The organism is Isoptericola nanjingensis (assembly GCF_050311635.1).
GTDB lineage: Bacteria > Actinomycetota > Actinomycetes > Actinomycetales > Cellulomonadaceae > Isoptericola > Isoptericola nanjingensis.
Genome location: NZ_JBNOZL010000004.1, coordinates 18,867 through 30,065 on the forward strand (window position 1 = coordinate 18,867; position 11,199 = coordinate 30,065).

The window sequence follows — 11,199 nt, forward strand, 5'->3', positions numbered from 1 at the left end:
ACTGTGACCACCACGACCCCTGCTCTCGTCGCCTACGACGACGCCGTGCGCCGCTACGACCCGGTGATCGGCATCGAGGTGCACGTCGAGCTCGGCACCCGCACCAAGATGTTCTGCCCGGCCGAGCAGTCGTTCGGCGCCGAGCCGAACACGCAGACCACGCCGGTGTCGCTCGGGCTGCCGGGCGCGCTGCCCGTCGTCAACGGCACCGCCGTCGAGTACGCGATCCGCATCGGCCTGGCGCTCAACTGCCAGATCGCGGAGAGCTGCCGGTTCGCCCGGAAGAACTACTTCTACCCGGACGTGCCGAAGAACTTCCAGACGTCGCAGTACGACGAGCCGATCGCCTTCGAGGGCTGGCTCGACGTCGAGCTCGAGGACGGCACAGTGCACCGCGTCGAGATCGAGCGCGCGCACATGGAGGAGGACGCCGGCAAGAACACGCACGTCGGCGGCTCCGCCGGCCGCATCCACGGCGCCGAGTACTCGCTGGTCGACTACAACCGCGCCGGCGTGCCGCTGGTGGAGATCGTCACCAAGCCGATCACCGGCGCGGGGGACCGGGCGCCCGAGGTGGCCCGCGCGTACGTGCAGGCCCTGCGCGACATCTTCCGCGTGCTCGACGTGTCCGAGGCGCGCATGGAGCGCGGCAACGTCCGCGCCGACGTCAACCTGTCGCTGCGCGCGACGCCCGAGTCGCCGCTCGGCACGCGCACGGAGACGAAGAACGTCAACTCGTTCCGCTCCGTGGAGCGCGCGGTGCGGTACGAGATCTCGCGCCAGGCCGCGCTCCTCGACGCGGGCGAGACCGTGATCCAGGAGACGCGCCACTTCCACGAGGAGGACGGCTCGACGTCGCCCGGCCGCGTGAAGTCGGACGCCGAGGACTACCGGTACTTCCCGGAGCCCGACCTCGTGCCCGTCGCGCCGTCGCGCGAGTGGGTCGAGGAGATCCGCGCGACGCTGCCCGAGCTGCCGCAGGCCCGGCGCCGCCGCCTGCACGACGAGTGGGGCTTCGCGGACGCCGAGATGCGCGACGTCGTCAACGCCGGCGCGCTCGACCTCATCGAGGCGACCGTCGCCGCCGGCGCCACGCCGGCCGCCGCGCGCAAGTGGTGGATGGGCGAGCTGGCCCGCCGGGCCAAGCAGGACGAGGTCGAGCTCGCGGACCTCGCGATCACGCCCGCGCAGATCGGCGAGCTCCAGCGGCTCGTCGACTCCGGCCGCATCAACGACAAGATCGCCCGGCAGGTGCTCGACGGCGTGCTCGCCGGCGAGGGCGACCCGGAGGCGGTCGTCGTGGCCCGCGGCCTGGAGGTCGTCTCCGACGACGGGCCGCTCCTCGAGGCCATCGACGCGGCGCTCGCGGCGCAGCCCGACATCGTGGAGAAGGTCCGCGGCGGCAACCAGGGCCCGGTCGGCGCCATCATCGGCTCGGTCATGAAGGCCACCCGGGGCCAGGCGGACGCCAAGCGCGTGCGCGAGCTGGTGCTGGAGAGGATCGGCTGATGCGGTCGCCCGTCCTGCACGGGGAGCTCGTGCGCCTGCGCCCGGTCGAGGCGCGGGACGCCGAGCGGCTGTGGGCGTCGTTGCGCGACCCGGAGGGCGGGCGCCTCACGGGCATGGGCACGAACGCCGCGTCGTCCCGGGCCGAGGTGGACGCCTGGGCCGCGAGCGCGGCCGACCTGCCCGGCCGGTACGACTGGGCGATCACGTCGGCCGCCGTGCGGGACGGGGAGCTCGTCAGCGACGACCTGCTGGGCGAGATCTCCCTCGACCGGGTGGACCTCGAGCTGCGGTCGGCGAACCTGCGCCTGCGGATGATGCCGGACTACCGGGGCCGCGGGTACGGGCGCGAGGCGATCGGGGAGGTGCTCCGCTTCGCCTTCGACGGCGGCGCCGGCCCGGGGCTCCACCGCGTGAGCCTCGCGGTGATCAGCATCAACCCGCGGGCGCGGGCGCTGTACGACTCGCTCGGCTTCCGGGAGGAAGGGCGCCTGCGCGATGCCTTCCGCGACGGGCAGGGCTGGGCGGACGCCGTCGTCATGAGCATCCTCGAGGACGAGTTCCGCGCCGGGGCCGGCACGGACTGAGGCACGGCGAACGGCCACCCGACGACGGCCTTGGGCCGCGGCGGCGCGTAGGTGCGCACCTTCGAGGTGGACAGCCCGAGACGCACGAGGCCTTCGGCGACCGCCACCGCCGCGCGCACGCCGTCGACGACGGGCACGCCGGTGGCCGCCGCGACGCGCTCCTCGAGCTCCGCCATCCCGCCGCACCCGAGGCAGATCACCTCGGCCCGGTCCACCTCGACGGCGCGGCGGGCCTCCGCGACGATCGTGGCGACGGCCCGCTCGGGGTCGGCCTCGAGCTCCAGCACGCCGAGCCCGCTCGCGCGCACCGAGGCGCACCGCGCGTCGAGCCCCGCCAGGCGCAGCCGGTCCTCGATCAGCGGGACCGCGCGGTCGAGCGTCGTGACGACGGAGTACCGGTGCCCCAGGTACATCGCGGTCGACGCCGCCGCCTCGGTGATGTCGACGACTGGCACGTCGAGCAGCTCCTGCAGCCCCTCGCGCCCGTGCTCCCCGTACCCGGCCTGGACGACGGCGTCGAACGGCTCCGGGTAGGAGGTCACGGCGTCCATCACCGCGAGGGCGGCGAGATAGCTCTCGAAGTTGCCCTCGCAGGAGTCCGGGCCGAACCGCGGGGTGATCCCCACGATCTCGGTGCCGAGGGAGGCGACGGACCGCGCCGAGGCGGCGATCGCGTCCGTCATGGACGACGTGGTGTTGACGTTGGCGACGAGGATGCGCACGGGGTCTCCGGGTGGGGCTAGTGGGTGCTCGGCACGGCGAGGTGCTCGCCGTCCGCGTCGTGGAAGGTCTGCCGCCGGTCGGCGACGAGGAGGTACAGGACGGCCCCCAGACCCGCGCCGAGGAACCACGAGAACTCCGAGACGACGGCGAACGCGGGGACGAAGGCGAGCAGCAGGGCCACGAGGGCGGTCGGCACCAGCGCGAGCACGGCCCGGCGGTTGAACCCGCGGGCGTAGTGGTAGCTGCCGTCGGGGTCCTCGCGGTACAGGTCGGGCACGTGCACACGGGCCCGGCGCAGCAGCCAGTAGTCGGCCATGATGATGCCGAACAGCGGGCCGAGCAGGGCGCCGAGGCCGCCGAGGAAGTACGTGATCACGGCGGGGGAGCCGTACAGGTTCCACGGCAGGATGACGAGGCCGAGCGCGCCGGACAGCAGGCCCGCGCGGCGGAAGTTCAGCCTCCGCGGGAAGAGGTTGGTCAGCGCGTAGATCGGCGCGACGAAGTTGGCCATGAGGTTCACCGCGACGGTGAGGACGAGCAGGGCGAGGCAGGCGAGGACGAGCAGCGGGGTGCTGGGGATCGCCCGCACCACGTCGGACGGGGACTCGATGATCGTGCCGTCGATGGCGAACTGGGCGCCCGAGAGCACCACGACGATCGCGCCGAAGACGGCCATGTTGAGCGGGATGCCGAGGAAGTTGCCCCGCACGATGGACCGGCGCGAGACGGCGCCGCGCGTGAAGTCGCAGAAGTTCAGCACGAACGTGCCGTAGATGGCGACCCACATCGCCGCCCCTCCCACGACGGCGAGCCACATGTCCGCGCCGTGCTTGGTGTCCGGGGTGCTCCAGGCGATCGTGCCGTCGGCCTGGAGGAACATCCAGACGGCGAGGGCCGCCATCGTCACCAGGATGACGGGCCCGGCGAACGCCTCGTACCGGCGGATCATCTCCATCCCGTAGCTGACGATGAGCAGCTGCACGCCCCACAGGGCGAGGAAGGTGATCCAGCCCAGCGTCGACAGGCCGAGGACGGAGTTCCGGTCGAGGCCGGCGGCGGCGGGCACCAGCGCGACGACCAGGATCCGCAGCACCACGGAGGCGAGGAACGTCTGGATGCCGAACCAGGCGACCGCGACGGAGCCGCGGACGAGGGCGGGGATCTGGGCGCCGCGGATGCCGAACGCGATGCGGCTCATGACCGGGAACGGCACGCCGGTCTTCTCGCCCATGAAGCCCGACAGGGTGAGGAGGCCGAAGAGGAGGGCGCCGCCCAGCACGAGGGCGAGGAGGATCTGCCAGCCGCCGAGCCCGAGGGCGAAGAGCCCGATGGCGAAGGCGTAGTTCCCGAGGGAGTGCACGTCGTTGGCCCACAGCGTGAAGATCGAGTACGTCCGCCAGGTGCGGCCGGCGCGCTGCGTCGGGGCGAGGTCGTGGTTGTAGAGGCGGGGGCTGAGGCCGAGCGGCGGCGTCGTCGCCGTGGCGCGGGGGGAGGTCGCGACCGTCGTCGGTGCGGCCAGGGCCTGCGGCGTCGCTGCCGCGGCCCGGTCGAGGGTGCTCATGGAGTTCGTCCTCCAGGTGCCGTACGGGCGGATTTCGTCGAGCGAAAGCGCGCTTCCGTAGCGCGTTGGTATACCAATTTGAGTGGAGCCGACCCGCTTGTCAAGCCCGTCGCGCGCGGCGACGGGTCGTCGGTCGCGGCGGGCGCGGGCAGGATGAGGCTGCCTCTTGACCGCCGGGAGGCGTCCGCACTAATCTCACATAGCAGAAACTGAATTCCGTCTCACGAAAGACAGGTGTTCAGTCGTCCATCACCACAAGGAGCGTGCCGATGACGCAGCCAGGTCCCCAGACCACCCGCTACTACACCCCGCAGGGCGGGCTGCCCGGGCAGGAAGAGCTGCTCACCGACCGGGCGATCGTCACGGAGGCGTACACCGTCATCCCGCGCGGCGTGCTGCGCGACATCGTCACCTCCAACCTGCCCGGCTGGGACAAGACCCGCCTGTGGGTGCTCGCGCGCCCCGTCGAGGGCTTCGCGACCACGTTCGCGCAGTACGTCGTCGAGGTCTCCCCGGGCGGCGGCACCGACCGTGGCGAGATCGAGGACACCGTCCAGTCGGTCGTCTTCGTCACCGAGGGCACGCTGACCCTCACGGTCGGCGGAGAGGAGCACACCCTCGAGCCCGGCGGCTACGCCTACCTCGCCGCCGGCGACCAGTGGTCGCTGCACAACCGCTCCGACGCCAAGGCCGCGTTCCAGTGGGTCCGCAAGGTCTACGAGCGCATCGACGGCTACGCGGCGAAGACCTTCGTCACCCGCGAGCAGGACATCGAGCCGCGCCCCATGCCGGACACCGACGGCGCCTGGGCCACGACGCGCTTCGTCGACCCCGACGACCTGGCGCACGACATGCACGTCAACATCGTGACGTTCCAGCCCGGCGGCTCCATCCCGTTCGCGGAGACCCACATCATGGAGCACGGCCTGTACGTGCTGGAGGGCAAGGCCGTCTACCGCCTCAACGGAGACTGGGTCGAGGTGCAGGAGGGCGACTTCATGTGGCTCCGCGCCTTCTGCCCGCAGGCCTGCTACGCCGGCGGCCCGAAGCCGTTCCGCTACCTGCTGTACAAGGACGTCAACCGGCAGGTGAAGCTCGACCGGCGCTGACCCGCCCGGTCCTGCTCAGCGGCGCGCGCGCTCGAAGTCGTCGAGCGCGACGCGCCGCTCGTGCGCGTGGTCGACGATCGGCGCGGGGTAGCCCTCCGGCGGCGGGTCGAGGCGCCAGGGCTCCTGCACGCGCTTGCCCTCGACCCCGCGCAGCTCGGGCACCCAGCGGCGCACGTAGTCGCCGTCCGGGTCGAACTTCTTGCCCTGCGTCACCGGGTTGAACACCCGGAAGTAGGGGGCGGCGTCGTGGCCGGTGCCGGCCACCCACTGCCAGTTGAGCTGGTTCTGCGCGACGTCGCCGTCGACCAGGTGCGCCATGAAGTGCGCGGCGCCCCGTTGCCAGCGCACGTGCAGGTCCTTGACGAGGAACGACGCCACCACCATCCGCACCCGGTTGTGCATCCATCCGGTGGCGAGCAGCTGGCGCATGCCGGCGTCGACGAGCGGGAACCCGGTGCGACCGGCGGCCCAGGCGTCGAACGCGTCCCGCTCCGCCGCTCCGGTCGCCCAGGCGTCGTCGGGCACGACGGCGCGCAGCGACCGGAGCCGGGCGTCCGGCCGGTGGTGCAGGACGTCGGCGTGGAACTCCCGCCACGCCAGCTCCGAGCGGTACGTGGCGACCGCCTCGGCCGGGAGGCCGGCGGCCTCGGCGGCCGCCAGGTCGGCCAGCATCGTCCGCGGGTGGATCTCGCCCCAGCGCAGGTGCGCCGACATCTCCGAGGTTCCCGCCAGGTCGGGGCGGTCGCGGCCCTCGGCGTAACCGGCCAGGCCCTCGCGGACGAACTCGTGCCAGCGACGCCGGGCCGCCGCCTCGCCCGCCCTCGGCAGGCGCGCGTCGCACGGTGGGGCCGCGGGGACGCCGTCGGACGGCAGCCGGGCCCACGGGACCTCGCGCGGCCGCGGCGCCGGGGCCCGCCAGCCGTGGGCGAGCCAGGCACCGCGGAACGGGGTGAAGACCTGGTAGGGCGAGCCCTGCCCGGTGCGCAGCCGCCCGGGGGAGACGGCGTACGCCGAGCCCGTCCTGGTCAGGACGGCGCCCGCGTCGGCCAGGTTCTCCTCGACCGCGCCGTCGCGCCGGCGGCCGTACGGCTCGTGCCCGGCCGCGACGTGCACGCCGCGCGCGCCCACCGACCGCGCGACCTGGGGGACGACCTCGCGCGGGTCTCCGCGCCGCACCACGAGCCGGCCGTCGCACGCGTCGTCGAGCTTCGCCAGGGAGTCCGCCAGGTAGGCGAGGCGCGCCGCGCCGGCCCGCCGCCACAGCGCGTCGTCGAGCACGTAGAGGCCGACGACGTCCCCGCCCGCGTCGCGCGCCTCCTCGACCGCGGCGAGCAGCGCCGGGTTGTCGTGCAGCCGCAGGTCTCGCCGGAACCACATCACGCTCGCCGCCATGCCGTCACCGTACGTGGCTCCGGTGTTCCCGGTCGCCGTCGACTTCCGCCGGTGCGACAGTTTTTTCATGACCGATCAGGCAGCGGCGCCGTCGCACCCGGAGCACGAGGGCGACCGCGCGTTCTTCGGGCACCCGCGCGGCCTCATGACGCTGGCCGGCACGGAGCTGTGGGAGCGGTTCAGCTACTACGGGATGCGCGCCATCCTGCTGTACTACCTGACCGACACGGTGGCCAACGGCGGCCTCGGGATGGACGCCACCACCGGCGCGGCGTTCGTGTCGATCTACGGCACGTCGGTCTACCTGCTGTCGGTGGTCGGGGGCTGGCTCGCCGACCGGATGATCGGGGCGCGGCGCGCCGTGCTGTACGGCGGGATCGTCATCGCGGCCGGGCACGTGTCGCTCACGCTGCCCACCTACGGCTTCTCGATGCTGGGGATCGGCCTGGTCGCGTTCGGCACCGGCCTGCTCAAGCCGAACGTGTCGTCGATGGTGGGCGAGCTGTACTCGCGCGACGACGAGCGCCGGGACCCCGCCTTCTCGATCTTCTACATGGGGATCAACATCGGGTCGTTCTTCTCCCCGCTGATCGTGGGCGTCGTGGAGCAGGCGTGGGGCTACCACGCGGGGTTCGCGGTGGCGGCGATCGGGATGGCGTTCGCGCTCGTGTTCTTCGTCGGCGGCTACCGCTACCTCGGCGCCGCCGGGACGGACGTGCCGAACCCGATCACGCCCGAGGACCGCCCCGCCGTCGTGCGGCTGGGGCTCTACGTGGTCGGCGCCATCGTGGTGGCGGCCGCTCTGGCCGCCGTCGTCGCCGGCGGCTGGGCCGTCGAGACGTTCATCGACGCCGTGTCGTACCTCGCGCTCGTGACGCCGGTCGTGCTCCTCGTCGTGATGTACCGGTCGAAGCGCGTGACGGCGGCCGAGCGGCCGCGCGTCGTGGCGTACGTGCCGCTCTTCGTCGCGGCGATGCTGTTCTGGATGATCTTCGAGCAGGCGGCGACGACGCTCGCGGCCTTCGCCGCCGACCGGACCCAGCTGCAGCTGTTCGGCATCGACCTGTCGCCGGCGTTCTTCCAGTCGGTCAACCCGGCGTCGATCATCATCCTGGCGCCCGTGTTCGCGTGGATCTGGACGAAGACGGGGGACCGGCCGCCCACGGCGTACAAGTTCGTCATCGGCCTGACGCTCGCGGCCCTGTCGTTCCTGTTCCTGGCGGGGATGTCGGAGGTGTTCGCGGACGAGCTCGCGCCACCGTGGGTGCTCATCGTGGTCTACGTGATCCAGACGCTCGGCGAGCTCTGCCTGTCGCCGGTGGGGATCGCGGCGACGACGCTGCTGGCGCCGCGCGCCTTCCGCGGCCAGGCGATGGCGCTGTGGTTCCTGTCGTCGGCCGCCGGCCAGGCGATCACGGCGCAGACGATCGAGGCGACCGAGGGGGCCTCCGACACCGCGTACTTCGGCGGGATCGGCCTCGTGGCGCTCGTGTTCGCGGGGATCCTGCTGCTGCTCGCCCCGTGGGTGACGCGGCACATCCGCCACGCCGACGAGCTGGAGCACACCCACAGCGCCGGCGCGGCCTGACCGTGCCGGCGCCGTGGGGTGCCGGGCGCGTCAGCGCAGCCAGCTCGCGCTGCCGGGGACCGGCGACGCCGCCCAGGCGCGGCCGAGGCCCCAGGTGTCGCCGGCGCGGGTCAGCGCGAGGGCGGCCAGCAGCGCCGTGAAGACGAGGTGCTGGTCGACCAGCGGGTTCTGCGAGCCCGCGGCGAAGGGCCAGGTCGACAGCCACAGCGTGAGCATGAGCAGCCCGCCCGCCACGGCGGCCGCGCGCAGCCCGATGCCGAGCAGGAGCGCGAGCCCCGTCCCGAGCATCCCGAGCATGAACAGCCAGTCGACGACGGGACCGCTCAGCGCGGCGAACCCGCCGGCCAGCGGGCTCTCGATCGAGCTCAGGTAGCCCTCCGTCGGCGAGCTGCCCGCCACCCAGGCCCGCTCGTCCGGCGTGGCGTACCCGAGGCCGAAGGTCTTGTCGGCCACCGGCCAGAGGAAGACCACGGCCAGGAGGATGCGACACAGCGCGAGGGCGCGCCGGGCGCCGGGCCGGGTGACGACGTGCTCGGCGTCCTCCCCGCTCCGGGCGCGGTCGGTGACGGTCGTGCCGGTCGTGCTGCCTGCGGCGGTCGCGGTCATGAGTGAGCTCCCTGATCGTGGTGCGCTGCGTGGGGATGGTTCGTCCGGTTTGAACGGATAACGGTTGAACCGTGGACAACATGCACACGTCGCCCGGGGCACCGCAACCGATCCGTGACCTTCGGAACGTTTCACCCGACAAACCGACCAGTGGGCGGACGGATGCCCGCGATGCGGGACGGCGGGCGTAGCGTGCCCGTGCGCGCCGTCCGCGACGCGCCGCAGAACTCGTCGAAGGAGCTGACATGAGCCGTCCCCTGCGCTCTCGGACGTCCACCCACGGCCGCAACATGTCCGGTGCCCGCGCGCTCTGGCGCGCGACCGGCATGGGCTCGGAGGACTTCGGCAAGCCGATCGTCGCGATCGCGAACTCGTACACGCAGTTCGTGCCCGGCCACGTCCACCTCAAGGACATGGGCGACCTCGTCGCCTCGGCGATCCGCGAGGCGGGCGGCGTCTCCAAGGAGTTCAACACCATCGCGGTGGACGACGGCATCGCGATGGGCCACGCCGGGATGCTCTACTCGCTGCCGAGCCGCGACCTCATCGCCGACTCGGTCGAGTACATGGTCAACGCGCACTGCGCCGACGCCCTCGTGTGCATCTCCAACTGCGACAAGATCACGCCGGGCATGCTCAACGCGGCGCTGCGCCTCAACATCCCGGTGATCTTCGTGTCGGGCGGGCCGATGGAGGCCGGCAAGGCGGTCGTCGCCGACGGCGTCGCGAGGACGCCCCTGAACCTCATCAACGCGATCAACTACTCGGCCGACGACAACGTGTCCGACGCCGCGCTCGCCCAGGTCGAGGAGAACGCCTGCCCGACCTGCGGCTCCTGCTCCGGCATGTTCACCGCCAACTCGATGAACTGCCTCACGGAGGCGCTCGGGCTGTCGCTCCCGGGCAACGGCTCCACGCTGGCCACGCACGCCGCCCGCAAGGAGCTCTTCCTCGAGGCGGGCCGCACCATCGTCGACCTCGCGAAGCGCTACTACGAGGACGAGGACGACTCGGCCGCCCCGCGCTCGATCGCCACGAAGGCCGCGTTCTCGAACGCCATGGCGCTCGACGTCGCGATGGGCGGCTCCACCAACACGGTGCTGCACATCCTGGCCGCGGCCCAGGAGGGCGAGGTCGACTTCGACCTCACGGACATCGAGGCGATCAGCCGCCGCGTGCCGTGCCTGAGCAAGGTCGCGCCGAACCACCCGGACTTCCACATGGAGGACGTGCACCGCGCCGGCGGCATCCCCGCGCTGCTCGGTGAGCTGGACCGTGCGGGGCTGCTCGACCACGACGTCACGTCCGTGCACACGCCCACGCTGCGCGCGTGGCTGGACGACTGGGACGTGCGGGGCGGCAAGGCGACCGAGCGGGCGCAGGAGCTCTTCCACGCCGCCCCCGGCGGGGTCCGCACCACCCAGGCCTTCTCGACGTCCAACGTCTGGGAGAGCCTCGACACCGACGCCGCGAACGGCTGCATCCGCGACCTCGAGCACGCGTACACCGTGGAGGGCGGCCTGGCCGTGCTGCGCGGCAACCTCGCCGAGGACGGCGCGGTCTTCAAGACCGCGGGCGTCGACCCCGACGTCTTCCACTTCGTGGGGAAGGCCCTCGTCTGCGAGTCGCAGGACGACGCCGTCGAGAAGATCCTCACCAAGCAGGTCCAGCCGGGCCACGTCGTCGTGGTGCGCTACGAGGGGCCGTCCGGCGGCCCGGGCATGCAGGAGATGCTCTACCCGACGTCGTTCATCAAGGGCCGCGGCCTGGGCAAGGTCTGCGCCCTCATCACCGACGGCCGGTTCTCCGGCGGGTCGAGCGGCATCTCGGTGGGGCACGTCTCGCCCGAGGCCGCGGCGGGCGGCACGATCGGCCTGATCGAGGACGGCGACGAGATCGAGATCGACGTCGACACCCGCCTCATCCGGGTCAACGTGCCCGACGAGGTGCTCGCCGAGCGCCGGGCCAAGATGGAGGCGCGGGAGAACCCGTGGCAGCCGCTGAACCGCGACCGCTACGTCTCCCCGGCGCTGCAGGCGTACGCGGCGATGGCGACGTCGGCCGACCGCGGCGCCGTGCGCGACGTGTCGCTCATCGCGCGTCGCTGACGGGCGTCACGTTCGTGAC

The 11,199-nt window shown here is 72.6% G+C and carries 8 protein-coding genes and 1 pseudogene; 5 read left to right on the top strand and 4 right to left on the bottom strand.

Annotated elements, in window-relative coordinates:
* The first annotated feature begins 3 nt into the window (after positions 1-3).
* The gene (gene gatB / locus ACQP6G_RS08320; RefSeq protein ID WP_429763817.1) at positions 4-1,509 is read left to right on the top strand and encodes an Asp-tRNA(Asn)/Glu-tRNA(Gln) amidotransferase subunit GatB; all 1,506 of its coding nucleotides are present in this window, start codon (positions 4-6) and stop codon (positions 1,507-1,509) included.
* The gene (locus tag ACQP6G_RS08325) at positions 1,509-2,093 is read left to right on the top strand and encodes a GNAT family N-acetyltransferase (RefSeq protein WP_429763818.1); all 585 of its coding nucleotides are present in this window, start codon (positions 1,509-1,511) and stop codon (positions 2,091-2,093) included. The genes gatB and ACQP6G_RS08325 overlap by 1 nt, the downstream gene beginning before the upstream one ends.
* Here ACQP6G_RS08325 and ACQP6G_RS08330 read toward each other — a convergent pair.
* Positions 2,078-2,815: pseudogene (locus ACQP6G_RS08330) on the bottom strand (aspartate/glutamate racemase family protein); the annotation flags it as partial. The gene ACQP6G_RS08325 and the pseudogene ACQP6G_RS08330 overlap by 16 nt on opposite strands.
* A 17-nt stretch (positions 2,816-2,832) precedes the next feature.
* Positions 2,833-4,377, bottom strand: a complete 1,545-nt coding sequence (locus ACQP6G_RS08335) for an NCS1 family nucleobase:cation symporter-1 (RefSeq protein ID WP_429763819.1) — start codon at positions 4,375-4,377, stop codon at positions 2,833-2,835.
* A gap of 269 nt (positions 4,378-4,646) precedes the next feature.
* Here ACQP6G_RS08335 and ACQP6G_RS08340 point away from each other — a divergent pair, with 269 nt between their 5' ends.
* Complete coding sequence (locus ACQP6G_RS08340) at positions 4,647-5,486, top strand: bifunctional allantoicase/(S)-ureidoglycine aminohydrolase (RefSeq protein ID WP_429763820.1); 840 nt, start codon at positions 4,647-4,649, stop codon at positions 5,484-5,486.
* Between the two features lie 15 nt (positions 5,487-5,501).
* Here ACQP6G_RS08340 and ACQP6G_RS08345 read toward each other — a convergent pair whose 3' ends face one another.
* Positions 5,502-6,878: a cryptochrome/photolyase family protein gene (locus ACQP6G_RS08345; protein ID WP_429763821.1), complete on the bottom strand. Its 1,377-nt coding sequence runs from the start codon at positions 6,876-6,878 to the stop codon at positions 5,502-5,504.
* Between the two features lie 67 nt (positions 6,879-6,945).
* Between ACQP6G_RS08345 and ACQP6G_RS08350 the strand changes: the two genes are divergently transcribed.
* Entirely contained in the window at positions 6,946-8,466 is a 1,521-nt protein-coding gene (locus tag ACQP6G_RS08350; RefSeq protein ID WP_429763822.1) for a peptide MFS transporter, read from the top strand.
* Positions 8,467-8,496: 30 nt separating this feature from the next.
* On the opposite strand, the gene ACQP6G_RS08355 is transcribed toward ACQP6G_RS08350, so the two are convergent.
* Positions 8,497-9,072 carry a DoxX family protein gene (locus tag ACQP6G_RS08355; protein WP_429763823.1) on the bottom strand — a complete coding sequence of 192 codons (576 nt, stop codon included), beginning with the start codon at positions 9,070-9,072 and terminating at the stop codon, positions 8,497-8,499.
* Between the two features lie 245 nt (positions 9,073-9,317).
* On the opposite strand from ACQP6G_RS08355, the gene ilvD reads away from it, so the two are divergent.
* Positions 9,318-11,180 (top strand): dihydroxy-acid dehydratase, encoded by a 1,863-nt coding sequence (gene ilvD / locus ACQP6G_RS08360; protein WP_429763824.1) that lies wholly within the window; start codon positions 9,318-9,320, stop codon positions 11,178-11,180.
* Positions 11,181-11,199 lie beyond the last annotated feature (19 nt).

Excerpts from the sequence above, each read along its gene's own strand:
- ACQP6G_RS08325 (WP_429763818.1), top strand. The coding sequence starts at position 1,509 with ATGCGGTCGCCCGTCCTGCACGGGGAGCTCGTGCGCCTGCGCCCGGTC.
- ACQP6G_RS08335 (WP_429763819.1), bottom strand. The coding sequence starts at position 4,377 with ATGAGCACCCTCGACCGGGCCGCGGCAGCGACGCCGCAGGCCCTGGCC.
- ACQP6G_RS08340 (WP_429763820.1), top strand. The coding sequence starts at position 4,647 with ATGACGCAGCCAGGTCCCCAGACCACCCGCTACTACACCCCGCAGGGC.
- ACQP6G_RS08345 (WP_429763821.1), bottom strand. The coding sequence starts at position 6,878 with ATGGCGGCGAGCGTGATGTGGTTCCGGCGAGACCTGCGGCTGCACGAC.
- ACQP6G_RS08350 (WP_429763822.1), top strand. The coding sequence starts at position 6,946 with ATGACCGATCAGGCAGCGGCGCCGTCGCACCCGGAGCACGAGGGCGAC.
- ACQP6G_RS08355 (WP_429763823.1), bottom strand. The coding sequence starts at position 9,072 with ATGACCGCGACCGCCGCAGGCAGCACGACCGGCACGACCGTCACCGAC.
- ilvD (WP_429763824.1), top strand. The coding sequence starts at position 9,318 with ATGAGCCGTCCCCTGCGCTCTCGGACGTCCACCCACGGCCGCAACATG.